Origin of the sequence: Curtobacterium sp. UNCCL20, from assembly GCF_900101675.1 — a bacterium.
In the GTDB taxonomy this organism is placed as follows: domain Bacteria; phylum Actinomycetota; class Actinomycetes; order Actinomycetales; family Microbacteriaceae; genus Curtobacterium.
Genome location: NZ_FNKG01000004.1, coordinates 226,028 through 240,958, shown reverse-complemented (window position 1 = coordinate 240,958; position 14,931 = coordinate 226,028). Strand labels below are relative to the sequence as shown.

Below are 14,931 nucleotides of genomic sequence, written 5' to 3'. Positions count from 1 at the left end.
CCGGGTCGCGTCAGGGTTGACGCGCGCGCGAGCGCGGGCCCGGTCACGCGAGCGCGGGCACGGCCCGGGCGCGGGCCGTCACCGGTACTGCGGCGGCCAGTCGAACGGCGCCGGCAGGTGGGGCACCTCGCCGATCGTCGTCACCGACAGCACGACCTCGCGGCGGTTCGTCAGCGCGATCGACCGCGGGTCACCGATGAATCGGCGCCCGTCGACCCACACCGTCAGCTCGCCCCGGAGCCCTCCGACACGCCAGGCACTGAGCGGCACGCCCCACTCGTCGAAGAACTCCCCGAGCGTGAACGTCCGGCGGGTGGGCGACTCCACGTGCAGGATCCCCGACGTGTCGTGGGTGTGGAGCTGCGCCGCGAAGCGTCGGGCGTCCGAGTGACCGATGTTCCCGGGGACCGTCACCGGGTCGTCCCCGTCGAGGATCGTCAGGTGGGTGTGGACGTGCTCCGCCAGCCGCTCGCCCCAGACGTTCCGGAGTCCCGCGGCTTCCGCCCGTGCGGACAGGTCCGTCGGCGCCGGCCACGGGGGAGCGGACCGGGTCGTGCCGGCGGCCGGCGTGGTCCCGCCGACGAGCAGCGCCAGGACGGTGAGCACCGCCAGCGCCAGCCCGACGACCGACGACTTCACCACTTGTCGTGCACGCTCTGGCGGAACCACTCGTCGTAGAGCTCGTGGACGGTCTCGTCGAGGCCCGGGATCTCCGCCAGGTCGCCGGCTCCGGCGTTCGACCGCGCCTGCTCGGGATTGCGGGCGCCCGGGATGGCGGCGGTCACACCCTGCTGCGCGGTGATCCACGCGATCGCGGCCTGGGGGACGGACACGGCGTCCGGCAGGGACGCGGCGAACGCCTGGGCGGCCTGCACCCCGTCCTCGAAGTCGACGCCGCTGAAGGTCTCGCCCTGGTCGAACGCCTCGCCGTGCCGGTTGTAGTTGCGGTGGTCGCCCTCGGCGAAGGACGTCTGGGTCGTGTACTTGCCGGACAGCAACCCCGATGCCAGCGGGACGCGCGCGAGGATGCCGACCCCTGCCTCCAGGGCGGCCGGCAGGACGCGGTCGAGCGGCTTCAGCCGGAACGCGTTGAGGATGATCTGGACGGTCGCGACGCCGGGCCGGGCGATCGCCGTGAGCGCCTGGTCGGCGGTCTCGACGCTGACGCCGTACGCGGCGACGGAGCCGTCGGCGACCAGCGCGTCGAGTGCGTCGTAGACCGCGTCGTCCTCGTAGACCGGGGTCGGTGGGCAGTGCAGCTGGATCAGGTCGAGCGTGTCCTGGCGGAGGTTCCGACGCGAGCGGTCCACCCACTCGCGGAAGTTCGCGGCGACGTAGTTCGACGGCACCTGGTCGGCACGGCGCCCCATCTTCGTGGTGATGGTCAGCGGCACGTCCGGGTTCGCGGCGCGCCACGCTCCGATGAGCTGCTCGCTGCGACCGTCGCCGTAGACGTCGGCGGTGTCGAAGAGGGTGACGCCGGACTCGACGGAGGCGTCCATGACGGCGTTCGCGTCGGCGTCGCTGACGGGACCCCAGTCACCGCCGAACTGCCAGGTGCCGAGGCCGACGACGGACACGGTGCGGCCGGTACGGCCGAGGGTGCGACTCTGCATGGTGGCGAGCGTACCCAGGACCGACGACGCCGGTCGTCAGCTCGGGGTCGCGACGCCCCGACGCATGAGCGCCTTCGCCTCGCGCGCGCGCGGGATCACCCAGAACCCGCTCCACAGCCCGAGCCCCGCCCAGAGCATGATCAGCATCGTCGTGATGAGCGGCGGGTGCTGGTCACGCATCGACCAGGTCATGCCGGTCCACAGCACGCTCAGCACGATCTTCCCCCAGCCCGCTGCCTCGCGCTCCGCCTGCGCCTGCACCAGTGGGATCCACTGCACGGCGGGGACGTCCTCGGGGACCCGCCCGTCGGCGATCCAGTCACGGACGACGACGGACTGCCGGTAGCCGCCCTCCGCCCGCCACGAGCGCAGCTGCAGCACGACGCCGATCGCCGCGCCAGCTGCGGCTCCGGGCACGCCGATCCCCACCAGCACCGTGGTGGTCGCACCCGTCCACGACGATGCGACGAGCACCACGAGGACGACGCCGAAGGCGGCGCCGGCCGCTCCGTTGCCGAGCAGCCGGAACCGGCCCGCCTCGTCGATCACACCGACACCGTTCACGGGCACGACGCTACCCGCGTGGGGTGGGTGGCGAGTGGACGGCGGCCTGGAGGCGCGGGGCGGGGCCGCCACGTGCCTCCAGGCCGGTGGGGGGTCGCGTGCACCGCACGGTGCCGGTCGCGGGATCGGCCGCGGTCGGCGTCGCCGTCCGGATGCGGGAAGTCGTCCGCTCGGACGACGCGCAGGCAGTCCGGACGCTCCTAGCCTGGGGTCCTCATGCGGGCGCGGACTCCGGGTCCTGCGCTGCGGCGCGGACTCCGAGGTCCGCAGCCGGCGCGACGAGAGAGGGGGACGACGTGCTCGAGAACGTGAGTGCCGCGCACATCCTGGTGATCCTGGTGGTGCTGGCCGTGGAGGTCCTGGCCCTGGTGCAGGTGTGGCGAGACCGCCGCCGGAGCGCCGTGGTCAAGGTCGTGTGGACGGCGGTGATCGTCCTGCTGCCGCTGATCGGCGTCATCGGCTGGGCGGTCAACTGGCTGCTCGGTCGCGCTGCGGACCGGTTGAACCGGTCGGGGGACCCCACGGTGTAGCCGGCGGTGCCCGGGGGGCGTCACTCGGACTGTTCGAGCACCTCGAGGCGGCGGAGGGCGTCGCGCGAGGGGGAGCCGGGCGCCGCGTGGTACATCACCATGATCTGCCCGGGGCGTCATGACGTCGTCGGCGCTGTCCTCGCGGGTGAACGGGCTCGCGATGCGGGTGGCGGTCGTGGTGTTCCCCCGGCGGCGCTGGGGATCGTCCGCCTCGTTGCGGATCGGGACGGGGTGCGACGCCGTGGAGGGAGACACGAGCGAGTGCCACGTTTGCACGTGCGCGCTGCTGCTCGATACGGTCGACACCGCCCGTCTCGCGAAGTGTGTGACAAGGAGCACCCGCCGATGGAGGAGACCGCGTGAGCGTCGAGAACACGATCCCCGGTGCCTACCGGAAGACCGGTTCGGCAGGTGGCGCCCGGACCGGTGGCACGTCGACCTACTCCGCGCTCCTGGCGCAGGTGAAGGACGCTGGCCTCCTCCGTCGTCGACGCGGCTTCTACTGGACCCTGTTCTCCTGCCTCGTGCTCGCGACGGCCGGCTGCTGGGTCGCGTTCGCGTTCCTGGGTGACTCGTGGTTCCAGCTCATCGTCGCCGGCGCGCTCGGCGTGCTCTTCACGCAGTTCGCGTTCCTCTCCCACGAGGCCGCGCACCGCCAGGTGTTCGAATCGCGGAAGTGGAACGACCGCGCCGGCCGGTACATCGGCACGTTCCTGGTGGGTCTCAGCTACTCGTGGTGGATGAACAAGCACACCCGCCACCACGGCAACCCGAACACCGTCGGCAAGGACCCGGACATCGCGCCGGACGGCGTCGTCTTCCTCCCCGAGGACGCCGCTCGGACGACGGGGCCGATGCGGTGGCTGGTCCGCCACCAGGGGTGGTTGTTCTTCCCCCTCCTGACGCTCGAAGGAATCAACCTGCACCGGCACGCCGTGGTCTCCGTCCTGCGTGGCGGCGACGGGCGGAGCGATGTGCGAGGCCGAGTGCTGGAGGGTGTCCTCCTCGTCGCGCGGTTCGCGATCTACCTGACGGTCGTGTTCTGGTTCCTGCCGTTCGGGATGGCGTGCGCGTTCCTCGGGTGCAGCTGGCCGTCTTCGGCGTGATGATGGGGGCCTCGTTCGCGCCGAACCACAAGGGCATGCCGACGATCGCGCACGACGCGAAGGTCGACTTCTTCTCCCGCCAGGTCCGCACCTCCCGCAACGTCCGTGGCGGCTGGTGGGTGTCGTTCCTGATGGGGGGCCTGAACTACCAGGTCGAGCACCACCTGTTCCCGTCGATGCCGCGTCCGGCGTTGAAGCAGGCCCGCCTGCTCGTCCGGGACCACTGCGACACCCTCGACGTGCCCTACACCGAGACCACGCTGCTGCGCTCGTACGGCATCGTCGTCCGGTACCTCAACCGCGTCGGACTCGCCGCCCGCGACCCCTTCGACTGCCCCATGATGACCGAGTTGCGGATCAACTAGGTCTCGATCGCTCCAGGATGAAGGAACCGCTCGTGCAGACCACCACCGCCCTCGCCCGTCACCACCAGCAGCGATGAGCGTGCCGACCACGCCAGCGCGAGCGGCCGTCGTGGTGAACCCCTCGAAGATCGACCTGAACCGTCTCCGAGCAGCGGTCACCGCCGAGGAGCAGGCGAACGGGTGGGAGCCGTCGGCGTGGTTCGAGACCGACCAGCGCGACGACGGCCGCGGTGCCGCGCGGGCAGCCAGGGACATCGCGCCCTCCGTGGTGCTCGTCGTCGGTGGTGACGGCACGCTCCGTATCGCAGCCGAAGAGCTCCGCGGCTCCGGCATCCCGGTCGCCCTCGTCCCGAGCGGCACCGGGAACCTGTTCGCCCGGAACCTCGGTCTGCCGCTCGCGGACGTCGCCGGGGCGGTTCGAGCAGCCTTCACCGGCTCGGACCAGCCGATCGACGTGGGGATCGCTGCACTCACGGACGATGCCGGCGTGGTCACCACCCACGCATTCCTCGTGATGACGGGAATCGGGCTCGATGCCAGCATGGCCGCCGACACGAACGCGTGGGTCAAGAAGCGCTTCGGCTGGGTCGCCTACTCCGACCCCATCGCCCGCTCCGTGATCGGCAACCGTCAGATCCCCGTGCAGTACCGCCTCGACGGCGGCCAGCTCCGGACCATGCAGGCACACACGATCATCGTGGGCAACTGCGGCACACTCACTGCCGGCGTGCTCCTCCTCCCCGCAGCCCGGCCCGACGACGGCCTCCTGGACGCGGTCGCGTTCCGGCCACGTGGCTGGTTCGGATGGACGAAGATCGGCTACGGACTGACGTTCAACCGTTTCCATTCCCGAACCCGGTTCGGGCGGCTCCTCGCCCGGGTCCTCCCCGCATCTCGATCGCTCGGCTACACGCAGGCACGCACCCTCGAACTCCGGCTGGGGGCGCCGGAACAGATCCAGCTCGATGGCGATCCCTTCGGCACCGTCACGGCCGCTCGGCTCACCGTCGAACACCACGCGCTCACCCTGCGTACCCGAGCCCGGGGCTGACCAGCTCCCCGCGACGATCGCGGCTCCCTCCGGCACGGACTCCTTCCACCGGACGTGGTGACGTTCCCGCAGCCTGCCGAGATCCGGTGGGGCCGGAGCCTGCGACGATGGTCCGGTGACGGAAGCCAACGCCCCCTCGCCCGCCCTCTCGCTCGCCCCTTCGCCCGCCCCCTCGCTCGTCCCGGAGCTGCTCGTGGCCGACCTGGACCAGAGCATCCAGTTCTGGTGCGGGCTGTGCGGCTTCGAGGTCGTCTACTCCCGCCCCGAGGAACGCTTCGCATCGATCGCCCTCGGTTCTGCGCACCTGATGCTCGAACAAGCGGGCGTGGGTCGCAACTGGGTCACTGGGCCACTCGAGCGCCCGCTGGGCCGCGGAGTGAACCTCCAGATCACCGTGCCGGACACCGGAGCGCTGGTGCAGGTGCTCGGACGCGCGGGCGTCGAGCTCTTCATGGAACCGGAGACGAAGTGGTACCGCGTCGGCGAGGACGAGGTCGGTGTCCAGCAGTTCCTCGTCCAGGACCCCGACGGCTACCTCGTGCGGTTCCAGTCGTCACCGGGGCGGCGGCCGGCCGTCCGGTAGTCGGTCCGCCATCGGCGACCGGCATGCGGACGCTTCCCCGGCTCCGTCCCACTCGATACCGTGGCCACATGGACTGCTTCGCGAGCTGGCGCACGCGCTCCTGAAGGGACGGCCCCGGCCGTCGCTCTCCTCCACCCCGATCACGGGCGTGGAGCCTTCAGACTGCTCACGAGAGAAGCACACCCATGCACATTCGCGATTGCACACCGCTCGACCTGCCCGCGCTGACCGAGTTGACCATCGAGACCTTCCGACCGCTCCTCGCCGGCTCGCTCGTGCGACTCCGTCCCGAAGCGACCGCGCACGACCACGGACACTGGGAAGACGACTACCGACACGAGGTCCCGTCGCTGCTCGCTCCCGGCGAAGGACGGTTCATCACACTGGCCGAAGAAGACGGCAAGCCCCTCGGGTACGTCGGCTGGAACACCACGGGCACATCGTCCGGACGGCTGGAGATGGTCGCTGTCCGCCCTGACGCTCGACGGCGCGGAGTCGCGCGCGCCCTCTGCTCGACCGTCCTGAGCAGGCTCGAACAGCTCGGAGTGACCGTCGTGCACATCGGTACCGGCGGTGACGAGTTCCACGCGCCAGCACGTGCACTCTACGAGTCCCTGGGCTTCGTCCCGTACCCGACCGTCGACTACGCACGAGCACTCTGATCGCGGCCGGGAGGACCGTGCTCCGCGGTCCTCCCGGCCGTTCCGACGGATCCGACGACGTTCCGGCTCCCGGTCCGGGAACGGCCGGAGTCCACGCCCGGATCAGATCGGCGTGACGTCGTGCGCGCGGAAGAAGTAGCCATCCTGCCCGGACGGGTACGGCTCGACGTCGAATCGAACCCGTTTCCCGGGCTGGAGCGAGTGGTACCCGTCCATCCGCAGATTCGCGAAGTGCACGAACACGTCCGATGCGACGTCATCGGAACGGAGCGCACCCCATCCGTCTTCGTCACTCCACCAGACGCACTGTCCCTCGACGCTCCGCATGAGCAGACGCTACCGCGGAGTACCGTCCGGGGAACGATCGGTCACCGCGACCGTGATGAGGTCAGTACCCGCTGCGGAACATCGCTCGGAACACGAACACCCAGACGACGAGAGCCACAAAGCCGAAGCCAGCGATCCACTTCTCCGCCGCGTTCCCGACGAACAGCAACCAGAAGAACAGCAGACCGAGGAAGCCGCTCGCGATCGCGATCGGGAACCGGTACCGCTCGTCCGGAGCTATCCTGGCTTCGGCTACGGTGGCCAGCCCCTGCACACGGTGAACACCGACGAACGATCGTTCTCAGGGTGATTCCGATCCTTCCGCGATCCCCGGCAACGCAGGAACCCAGCCCCATCGCGCGATTGGAACATCGTGATCACGATCGAAGAAGCCAAGCGGCTCGCCCGCGAACTCAGTGCGAGCACGGACGTCCCGCACTCACGGGTGCTCGAAGCAGCAGCCCGCGCCGCAGGGTTTCGCGACTGGAACACCCTGGCAGCTGTCGGTGGCCGCCAGAGCTCGGGGAAGCGGAGGGGTGCTGATGTCATTCCGGTCCTCCGGGTGTTCGACCACGCCGTGGCTCGGGCCTTCTACTGCGACTACCTCGGGTTCGACTGGGAGTGGCAGCACCAGTTCGAGCCGGATCTGCCCGTGTACGCGCAGGTGTCGCTCGACGGCAAGGTCCTGCACCTGACCGAGCACCACGGCGATGCCACGCCGGGAGGTGCGGTGATGCTCGTCGTCCAGGACGTGGTGGCCTACCGGGATGCATTGCTTACCCAACGGCACCCGCGATCTCGGCCGGGCTTGCACGACGACGACTGGGGCAGAACCATGCTGGTCATCGATCCGTTCGGCAACCGTCTCCAGTTCTGGCAACCGAACGCGGCCTCGCGGACCCGGCACTGACGCGACAGCGGGAGATGAAGGACGCGGAAGACGATGCCGGCAGCCGATCCGTCGGCGGACTCACCACCGGCGAGTTGGAGGACGGACGAGTCGAATTGCGGCGGTCATCCGACCACCGCGACTCGTCTTCGATCGGCGATTTCGGTGGGTCAACGTCGAAACGTGTCGCCACCGTCGCTCTGCTCGCGGCCGCGCATCACCCACCCCTGGAGAAATGGAAGGCCCAACGCTACCGCCAGTCCGATCCCGTACACGAAGATCGCGGAGCTGGCGTCGCGGTTCTGTGAGTAGTTCGACCACCGAATCCCCAGCACCACCTGGACCAACGGGCCCAGCGCTGCGACGACTCCGCCCGGTAGCACGGTCAGCAGCCACGTCTTGCGCCATGTCCGTTCCTTCCCGGCCCGAACCGAAATCACGCCAGTTGTCGCGCCGATCGCGACCCCGCCCCAAAACCATGACGCCCCCGACATTCGCCAACCGTCGTGTGTCCACCACGCTTGGATCAAGGCGGTCGTCCTTTCCCATGCATCGGACGACACGTATCTTCCCGGCGCCGCCGGCAGTGGCCACCCGATGATCGCAAGAACACCAGTGACAGCAGCCACCAGACCGAGCAACCACCTCAACGACCTGCGATGGTCGACCGGTTCAACGTCGAATGACTCGATGCTCACCGTCGCACAGACCAAGGCGTTCTGAAGCTCATGGTCGGAGCGTATCGGCCACTCTGTCCCCAGAGTCGGGCCGGCCACCTCGATAGCTGGTCGTTCAACGAACACGACCCAACTCGTGTGGCCCTGCCCGGAAGTGATAGTCAACCCGACGGTTCGCAGTCCGCTGACGCAGTGCTCATTGTGACGGTGTGAGCATTCCACCGCACCTCGGGTTCTGGCATTGTCGAGCCGTGCGCCCGTCGACGATCCTCCTCGCCGCCATCACCGTCGGCTTCGCCGCCGCGACGATCGTCCTCGCGGCGTTGATCGGTACCGACGAGGGACGGGCCCTGTCCACCGAGCTCCGTCTCGGCATTCTCATCACGTTCGGGTTCGGCGTCGCCTGCGTCACCACCGAGGTCAACCACCGCCGGCGGGCGCGCTTACAGCAGAAGGCCGAGACCCATCCCGGCACCGTGTTCGTCACCGCGCACGCGACAGAATCGACGGCCGCCGACCTCACGGCCTGGAGCCCCAGACTGCGCGTCTGGTTCCCGTGCGACCTCGGCTTCGACCGGACGGGCATCACGAGCTGGTCGACGCGCAACGACGGGCAGGGAACACCGATCGCCCTGCGCTCCGAGGTACTCGGCTTCGATGTTTTCAGCGAGCCCACGCCGCGCGGTGTCGCATGTCGATGGGGGATCGTGGTCCGCCTCGCACCCAGGACGTTGGGTCCCGGAGCGGTCCACCTGTGGGTGGCCGACGGCCAGCCGGCGCAGGACGAGTACGCGATGCGCCGGACGATCAGCCGGATCGAGTCCGCGCTCGGCATGGGCCGCTGACAAAGCCCGCTCGGTACCGGCGACTCCGAGCCATGGGTCCAAAGCTCGAGGCGGTCACCCCGGCCGAAAGCGGATCGCTGACCGAGCACGCGCCGTGAGGCGGTGGCTTCTCTCCGACCAGGGTCGGTCAAGCCCTCCTGAAGGTACTCACCCACGCGTGGGTCGGCCCCTGCGCGGTACGTCCCAGAGGAGGGTGTGGGCATCCACATCGCGCGTGGCGCGTACTTCCGCGGGTCACACTCCGGTGAAGCTGCACCGCCGTTGGCCCCGTTCAGCATCGGGTCCGCGGCATCAGCCTTCATCTCCGTGAAGTAAGTCACACCACGCAAACGGCGAGGTACCCACGAAAGTGGGAACCTCCCCGCTTGTGTCACTGATGCTTGGCGAGCAAATCGAGGCGCTTACCAGTGCGCCCCTCAGTCTCGACGTAGAGGTCAAAGCCTCGCCCTGCCGCGTGCTCGTCAGCCCACGCGAGAACCTGCCGTACGTCGACGGCACCCTCGACCCTGTACTCGTCGGTTGCCCCATCGCCGTCGACGAAGTACACCCGGTACACGGAGATCTCGTACTCCGTTTGTACGTCCCGAGGGTCGATCTGCTGCGCACGCAGTCCCGAAGCGTCCATGCGGAACAGGCTAGGCGAGGACCGCCAATCGGTGCGCGATGGGGCCGGAGGTGCTTCACGGCATCTACCCCGTCGAGCATCAATGACCGATCTGCGTCGACGGGCTTCTCTCAGTCGTCCGGTTGCCGATCCTCGACCGGGCGGCGTGGTGCGAGAGCATGAGTCATGCCATGCTCGCCGCTGACGAACGACGATCTCGAGGAGCTTCGCGCGTTCCTCAGCGAAGCCGACCTCACTGTCGCTGGGCTCGACTCGACCGCGGTCCGAGTGTGGGTAGAGCGCGACCACGATGGCAAGATCGTCGGCAGCACCGGCTACGAAGCCAGTGCTGACGGAGCAGACGTCTTGATCCGGAGCGTTGCAGTCTCGAGCGCACGACGCACCGCGGGTGCCGGCACCCGTCTCGCGAGGTTCGCCCTCGGAGAAGCCGCTCGCTCGGGCGCGACGCGGGCGTGGCTCTTCTCGCGCAGATCGGGGCCGTTCTGGCAAAAACTCGGATTCGGTCCGGCAGACCGGGACGAGCTCGCAGCCTTGCTGTCCGACACGCAGCAAGTGCGCCTCTTCACCGATACCGGGCAGCTCGAGCGGGAAGTCGCGTGGATGCGCGAACTGAAAGCCCTCCGCTCCGAACCTGGCGGTCCTGCCCGGTAGCCGATCATCTACCGGATCGCCCCAGGGTCTGAGACGGTCGGTCATGCCAAGACATTGAGGAATCCGAGCCCGGCGAGGATCGCTCCTCCGACGCATGCGGCGACCCCGGTCTCGTGCATGCGCATCGGTCGGATGTACGAACTGTGGACGCCACTCCTCGGTCACCCTTCCGGTGGCCGATCCACTTCCGCGACATCGTCCTTCGCCTGTGCGATGCTCTGGGCGTGCGCTACCGCCTCATGAACGACTACGGCGCGGACTGGCCTCGAAGACGAACACGGCTGCTCCCACCGGTACGTTCTCGTTCCACCGGACGGTGGTGACCTTCTCGCCAGACATGACCGCTTCATGGTGCTTGCGATGGAAGTGGATCGTGTTGGGCGCTGCTCTGACCATGCACCCACTCTGCCTCAGCCCGGAGCGGCGATCGGTCGACAGCAGCAGGAGGCGTGCTCCGTCTGATCGACCATCGGTTGAAGGATGGTCGACCGGACAGAGAGGTCATGCCGCTGATCGGCCGGTCGCGGCGATGGTCTCGCGGTACGCCTCGATCTTCCGTTCCAGCGCCGCGAGGTGCCGCTGCACCTCCGCCTGCCGAGCGAGAACGGTCGCATGGTGCTGCTCGAGGAGCGCGAGCCGCGCGACATCATCAGCGCCAGCCCTGTACGCGGACGCGTACTCGCGCATCTCCTGCACGCTCATGCCGGTCCCGCGGAGCATCACCGTCCCGGCGAGCCACCTCAGCCCAGCCGTGTCGTAACGCCGCCACCCGTCCTGCCCACGATCAGGAGCCGGCGCGATGCCTTCCTTCTCGTAGTAACGGATCGTGTCGACAGTGATGCCGAGCAACTCCGCCGCAGCGCTGATCGTGACCGGCTCATCGACGTGGACCTCCGGAAGCAGCATGGGTCGAGTCTCCCACTTGACATGGTGTGCACACCAGGGTGAAGGGTCATCATCGTCCGGGTGATCCCGGCGACGAACGGAGAACACGCATGCAGCAGATCCCTCTCGGCTCCCAGGGCCTCGTCACGTCCGCCCTCGGTCTCGGGTGCATGGGCATGAGCGCCTTCTACGGCGGCGCCACCGAGACCGGCTCCGCCGAGACCATCCGACGAGCCCTCGACCTCGGGATCACCCTGTTCGACACCGCAGAAGCGTACGGACCGTTCGAGAACGAGAAACTGCTCGGCCGGGTCCTCGGCGCCGACCGGGACCGCGTCGTCATCGCTTCGAAGTTCGCCACGGACTTCACCGACGACGGCACACCAATCGGACTCGACGGCTCCCCGGGGCATGCACGTCGCGCGATCGACCGGTCCCTCAGGCACCTCGGCACCGACCACGTCGACCTCTGGTACCTGCACCGGGCAGACCCAAGCGTCCCGATCGAGGACACCGTCGGGACGATGGCTGAAGCCGTGACCTCCGGCAAGGCCCGCTACATCGGAGTCTCCGAGACCTCGGCCGAGACCCTGCGCCGTGCGCACGCGACGTTCCCGATCACGGCGATCCAGTCCGAGTACAGCCTGTTCGAGCGCGACGCCGAACACAACGGCGTCCTCAACACCGCTTTCGAGCTCGGCATCGGGTTCGTGCCCTTCTCGCCGCTGGGCCGCGGGTTCCTCTCTGGCACCCTCACCCGCAAGGGCGACCTCCCCGAGGGCGACGCACGGCGAAACCTCCCCCGGTTCTCAGACGAGGCGATCAACGCGAACTTGCGCGTCGTTGCGGCGCTGAAGGGCATCGCTGACGAGAAGGGCGTCACGACAGCGCAGCTCGCGCTCGCGTGGCTGATCCAGGTCGGCACCGTCCCGATCCCCGGCACCACGAAGGCGTCCCGGATCGAGGAAAACGTCGCCGCCGCCGACGTCGTCCTCACCACGAGCGACCTCGCCCGGATCGAAGCTGCATCCCCGCACGGCGTCGCCGTCGGTACCCGCAACACCGAAGCAGGAATGGCACGCGACCGCGGCTGAGTGGAACGGAACGCCCCGCAGAACCAGCAGGTACAGCGCGGCGTCCATCGCGTCCATCGCGTCCGACGGGCTGGCCGGACGCACGGCCCGGCCAAGCGCAGCGGCGCAAGGGGGATCGCCTGGCCGCGGCGATCGCTCGGGAGCTGCGTCTCGGCGACTCGATCGGCTTCGACCACCGGGAGACGAAGGTTGCCGGGCGTGAGTTCCAGAAGCAGCCGTCTGATGCGCGGGCGGACGAAGCCTGCTGTCGAGGAGCGTCAGCTACATCCGGTCCAGACCCATCACCGCGACGACCGTCGGCCACTCCTCATCGTCGAACTGCACGTACCGCAGCCCCGACGGCAGGGCTTCTCCGTCATCAGACACGACGACGACGCCCTGCAGCCCGACGAGGTAGCCGGAACCGCGGCTGTAGTGCACGCGATCGCCGACGACGGGGATGATGATCGTGTCCTCCAGCTGCTCGTCAGCGGCGAATTCGACGACCGTGGGCCAGGACTCCGGGAGCACCGCGGTCGCCTGCCCTTCGGGCTCGACGCGCTCTGCTCGCTCCGCCTCGCGGACGGCACGATTCGCCGACATCACGGCGGGCAGGAACAGTGGGCCGACGGTGCGCGCGACTTCGCAGCCGATCGCGGTACCGAAGCCGGGGAGGGACAGTTCCAGGCTCTCCATCCCGACCTTGGCACCCGTCTTCGCCGCGCCGTGGAGTCGGGTGATCGAGGTGCCGGTGCCCGCCCCTCTGCTCGCCTCCGCCCACGGCACTTCGTGTGCACCGATGTACTGAACGGTGTGCGGGCCGAGCTCGGGCAGCGGCGTGCCCTGCGCGGGAGCCGCCGGCCAGGGATCGCGGCGGAGCTGTTCGCGGAGGTGCTTCGTGAACGCGGCGGCGCGGAGCCGTCGCTTGTCGTGGTTGGCCATCGGGGTGCCTTCGGGTCGGCTTCTCGCAGCCTCGGGTCAGGCCGCTCCCGGACCGTACTGCCGGACCGGCGGCGGACACGATGGTTCCTCAGTGACTTTGCGGTATCCAGCAACGCCGGTTCGGAGTCCGCGCGAGCACCGCACGACGCTGGCCGGGACACCACGGGGGCACCGATCCGGAGCCCGCGGGTGACCAACGAGACCCGGAAACGAAGAAACCCCTGGGCGTGACCAGGGGGTCTTCTCGGGTGGGCCCTGCCGGGATCGAACCGACGACATCCACGGTGTAAACGTGGCGCTCTACCAGCTGAGCTAAAGGCCCTCGCCAGCGATCCTACGGGGTGTGACGGGCACCGGGTCAGTCGGCGGCGCGTGCGGGAGTGTCCCGCCGCAGGTGCACCACGCTGGCCAGCGTGGAGACCCCCATCGCGGCGACGATGACCACGAGGGAGACCCAGGTCGGGATCTCCGGCGCCCACTCGATGTGCTCGCCGCCGTTGAGGAAGGGCAGCTCGTTGCCGTGCAGGGCGTGCAGGACGAGCTTGACGCCGATGAAGGCGAGGATGAAGGCGATCCCGTACTTCAGGAAGACGAGTCGCTCAAGCAGTCCGCCGAGCAGGAAGTAGAGCTGCCGGAGGCCCATCAGTGCGAAGACGTTCGCGGTGAAGACGATGAACGGGCTCTGGGTGATGCCGAAGATCGCGGGGATCGAGTCGAGTGCGAACAGCAGGTCGGTGGTGCCGATGGCGATCAGGACGACCAGCAGCGGCGTGAAGTGGCGTGCACCGTTCTCGGTGACGCGGAACTTCATGCCGTCGTACGTGTCGGTGATGCGCACACGACGCCGGAGTACTCGGACGATGAAGCTGTCCTTCTGGTCGTCCTCGTCCTCACCGCGGAGCTGCTGGATCGCCGTCCACACGAGCCACGCGCCGAAGATGTAGAAGATCCAGGAGAAGTCCTCGATCAGCTGGGCGCCGAGCAGGATGAAGACGCCGCGGAGCACCAGCGCGATGATGATGCCCAGCATGAGCACCTCCTGCTGGATCTTCTTCGGGACGGCGAACCGGGCCATCAGGATGACGAAGACGAACAGGTTGTCGATGCTCAGGCTGTACTCGGTGAGCCAGCCGGCCAGGAACTGCCCGGCCGGTTCGGCGCCGGCGAAGAAGAACATCGCCAGTGCGAAGACCAGCGCGAGTCCCACGTAGAGGCCGACCCAGAGCGCCGACTCCCGGATCGTCGGGACGTGCGGCCGGCGTGCCACGAGGAGCAGGTCGGCGAGCAGGATCACGACGAGGGCGACGATCGATCCGATCTCGAACACGACGGGGAGGTCGGTCATCCGGGGTGGTCCTTTGCTGGTGGTCGGGATGGTCGGGCGGCTGATCGGCGGACAGCCCCATCAAGTGTCAGGGATGTTCGCGGTTGTGTGAGCACACAGGTGCGGTGGGGCGGGAGCTCGCGGCGGGTCGTTGCACGATCGTGACTGGTGCTCGGGGTGACGGGCCGTCATGCTCGCGCCGACGAGGGGAGTGCG

At 68.7% G+C, this 14,931-nt stretch carries 18 protein-coding genes, 1 tRNA gene and 1 pseudogene; 9 read left to right on the top strand and 11 right to left on the bottom strand.

Translation table 11 applies throughout. The features are described 5' to 3' along the window. Window positions 1-78: 78 nt before the first annotated feature. From BLT36_RS16835 to BLT36_RS16825, 3 genes are read right to left on the bottom strand one after another with little or no spacing between them, the layout of a single operon-like run. The gene (locus tag BLT36_RS16835) at window positions 79-642 is read right to left on the bottom strand and encodes a hypothetical protein (protein ID WP_092096906.1); all 564 of its coding nucleotides are present in this window, start codon (window positions 640-642) and stop codon (window positions 79-81) included. Further along, window positions 636-1,616, bottom strand: coding sequence for an aldo/keto reductase (locus BLT36_RS16830; RefSeq protein WP_092096905.1), 981 nt, complete (start codon window positions 1,614-1,616; stop codon window positions 636-638). Before BLT36_RS16830 ends, BLT36_RS16835 begins: the two co-directional genes overlap by 7 nt. A 36-nt stretch (window positions 1,617-1,652) precedes the next feature. Further along, complete coding sequence (locus BLT36_RS16825) at window positions 1,653-2,180, bottom strand: hypothetical protein (RefSeq protein WP_139166507.1); 528 nt, start codon at window positions 2,178-2,180, stop codon at window positions 1,653-1,655. A gap of 296 nt (window positions 2,181-2,476) precedes the next feature. Between BLT36_RS16825 and BLT36_RS18920 the strand changes: the two genes are divergently transcribed. From BLT36_RS18920 to BLT36_RS16800, 5 genes and pseudogenes are all read left to right on the top strand, one after another. Continuing rightward, the gene (locus BLT36_RS18920) at window positions 2,477-2,710 is read left to right on the top strand and encodes a PLDc N-terminal domain-containing protein (RefSeq protein ID WP_092096902.1); all 234 of its coding nucleotides are present in this window, start codon (window positions 2,477-2,479) and stop codon (window positions 2,708-2,710) included. 452 nt (window positions 2,711-3,162) lie between these two features. Next, window positions 3,163-4,181, top strand: a pseudogene (locus tag BLT36_RS16815) (fatty acid desaturase). A 79-nt stretch (window positions 4,182-4,260) separates the two neighbouring features. Continuing rightward, entirely contained in the window at window positions 4,261-5,232 is a 972-nt protein-coding gene (locus BLT36_RS16810) for a diacylglycerol/lipid kinase family protein (protein WP_254787713.1), read from the top strand. A 115-nt stretch (window positions 5,233-5,347) separates the two neighbouring features. Then, window positions 5,348-5,815 carry a bleomycin resistance protein gene (locus BLT36_RS16805; protein WP_092096900.1) on the top strand — a complete coding sequence of 156 codons (468 nt, stop codon included), beginning with the start codon at window positions 5,348-5,350 and terminating at the stop codon, window positions 5,813-5,815. Window positions 5,816-6,000: 185 nt separating this feature from the next. Next, the gene (locus BLT36_RS16800; protein ID WP_092096899.1) at window positions 6,001-6,477 is read left to right on the top strand and encodes a GNAT family N-acetyltransferase; all 477 of its coding nucleotides are present in this window, start codon (window positions 6,001-6,003) and stop codon (window positions 6,475-6,477) included. 102 nt (window positions 6,478-6,579) lie between these two features. On the opposite strand, the gene BLT36_RS16795 is transcribed toward BLT36_RS16800, so the two are convergent. Together BLT36_RS16795 and BLT36_RS16790 are read right to left on the bottom strand one after the other, a co-directional pair. Continuing rightward, complete coding sequence (locus BLT36_RS16795; protein ID WP_092096897.1) at window positions 6,580-6,804, bottom strand: cold-shock protein; 225 nt, start codon at window positions 6,802-6,804, stop codon at window positions 6,580-6,582. Window positions 6,805-6,865: 61 nt separating this feature from the next. Then, window positions 6,866-7,078: a hypothetical protein gene (locus BLT36_RS16790; RefSeq protein ID WP_092096896.1), complete on the bottom strand. Its 213-nt coding sequence runs from the start codon at window positions 7,076-7,078 to the stop codon at window positions 6,866-6,868. Window positions 7,079-7,177: 99 nt separating this feature from the next. Between BLT36_RS16790 and BLT36_RS16785 the strand changes: the two genes are divergently transcribed. Then, the gene (locus tag BLT36_RS16785) at window positions 7,178-7,714 is read left to right on the top strand and encodes a glyoxalase superfamily protein (RefSeq protein WP_092096895.1); all 537 of its coding nucleotides are present in this window, start codon (window positions 7,178-7,180) and stop codon (window positions 7,712-7,714) included. Between the two features lie 149 nt (window positions 7,715-7,863). On the opposite strand, the gene BLT36_RS16780 is transcribed toward BLT36_RS16785, so the two are convergent. After that, window positions 7,864-8,391: a hypothetical protein gene (locus tag BLT36_RS16780; protein ID WP_139166506.1), complete on the bottom strand. Its 528-nt coding sequence runs from the start codon at window positions 8,389-8,391 to the stop codon at window positions 7,864-7,866. A 188-nt stretch (window positions 8,392-8,579) separates the two neighbouring features. Here BLT36_RS16780 and BLT36_RS16775 point away from each other — a divergent pair, with 188 nt between their 5' ends. Beyond that, a complete protein-coding gene (locus tag BLT36_RS16775) occupies window positions 8,580-9,215 on the top strand; it encodes a hypothetical protein (protein ID WP_139166505.1) in 636 nt (211 codons plus the stop codon). Between the two features lie 370 nt (window positions 9,216-9,585). Here the strand turns inward: BLT36_RS16775 and BLT36_RS16770 are convergent, their stop codons facing one another. Further along, window positions 9,586-9,840, bottom strand: coding sequence for a hypothetical protein (locus tag BLT36_RS16770; protein ID WP_092096890.1), 255 nt, complete (start codon window positions 9,838-9,840; stop codon window positions 9,586-9,588). A 165-nt stretch (window positions 9,841-10,005) separates the two neighbouring features. On the opposite strand from BLT36_RS16770, the gene BLT36_RS16765 reads away from it, so the two are divergent. Beyond that, complete coding sequence (locus BLT36_RS16765; RefSeq protein ID WP_092096889.1) at window positions 10,006-10,491, top strand: GNAT family N-acetyltransferase; 486 nt, start codon at window positions 10,006-10,008, stop codon at window positions 10,489-10,491. A gap of 501 nt (window positions 10,492-10,992) precedes the next feature. Here BLT36_RS16765 and BLT36_RS16760 read toward each other — a convergent pair. Then, window positions 10,993-11,397 (bottom strand): MerR family transcriptional regulator, encoded by a 405-nt coding sequence (locus BLT36_RS16760; protein ID WP_092096887.1) that lies wholly within the window; start codon window positions 11,395-11,397, stop codon window positions 10,993-10,995. 89 nt (window positions 11,398-11,486) lie between these two features. Here BLT36_RS16760 and BLT36_RS16755 point away from each other — a divergent pair, with 89 nt between their 5' ends. Then, entirely contained in the window at window positions 11,487-12,470 is a 984-nt protein-coding gene (locus BLT36_RS16755; RefSeq protein WP_092096886.1) for an aldo/keto reductase, read from the top strand. A gap of 261 nt (window positions 12,471-12,731) precedes the next feature. On the opposite strand, the gene BLT36_RS16750 is transcribed toward BLT36_RS16755, so the two are convergent. The 3 genes from BLT36_RS16750 to BLT36_RS16740 all read right to left on the bottom strand — a co-directional run bounded on the left by BLT36_RS16750 (window position 12,732) and on the right by BLT36_RS16740 (window position 14,736). After that, window positions 12,732-13,391, bottom strand: a complete 660-nt coding sequence (locus BLT36_RS16750; RefSeq protein WP_092096884.1) for a hypothetical protein — start codon at window positions 13,389-13,391, stop codon at window positions 12,732-12,734. A 249-nt stretch (window positions 13,392-13,640) separates the two neighbouring features. Continuing rightward, window positions 13,641-13,713 (bottom strand) — tRNA-Val (locus BLT36_RS16745). A 36-nt stretch (window positions 13,714-13,749) separates the two neighbouring features. Further along, a complete protein-coding gene (locus BLT36_RS16740; RefSeq protein ID WP_092096883.1) occupies window positions 13,750-14,736 on the bottom strand; it encodes a TerC family protein in 987 nt (328 codons plus the stop codon). Between the last annotated feature and the right edge of the window lie 195 nt (window positions 14,737-14,931).